We start from the raw sequence: 588 nt of genomic DNA on the forward strand, positions 1-588 counted from the left end.
TTTGGCATGAGAAAATCCTATGCTATTCATGATCTCTCATGAAAAATAATGGATTATCTTTATAAATCAATGTGACGGTGCTGTTATGAAGAGAGCTCCTTGCACATCCTCATAGTCCATAGAGATTAATTAGGTATCATTTTATATTCTGTACACAGATGAAGTATTTTTATAAAATGCTCTATCTTGCGTAGAAAAAGGAATAGCCTGTTAAGACTTTAAAAAGAATCCCCCCTCAATGCTTGTCCCTCTTTTTTCCATGAGAGGTTCAAATTGATAGGCCTGTTTGAAAAGGAACACTTTTTATGCCCTTAAAGATACTGCTCTTGTATCAAGATCACTTACTCCGGTGAAAATTGGAGTTTTGCGAGGTAAGCATAGACGCCATTTTTTGCCACAAGTTCTGCATGGGTTCCTTCTTCCACAAGAGCGCCTTTATCCATCACGAGAATGCGATCAGCCTTTAAAATTGTTGCCAAACGATGTGCAATGACCAAGGTTGTACGATTTTGCATCAATCCTTCTAAGGCATTTTGCACCAACTTTTCACTGTTTGCATCTAAAGCAGATGTTGCTTCATCAAGAAGC

At 37.9% G+C, this 588-nt stretch carries 1 pseudogene; it reads right to left on the reverse strand.

The window, feature by feature from the left end:
• Nucleotides 1–341: 341 nt before the first annotated feature.
• Nucleotides 342–588 (reverse strand): annotated as a pseudogene (locus PVV60_RS10690) (ABC transporter); the annotation flags it as partial.

The sequence above is a fragment of the Bartonella sp. AU18XJBT genome (assembly GCF_028618595.1).
Lineage (GTDB): Bacteria > Pseudomonadota > Alphaproteobacteria > Rhizobiales > Rhizobiaceae > Bartonella.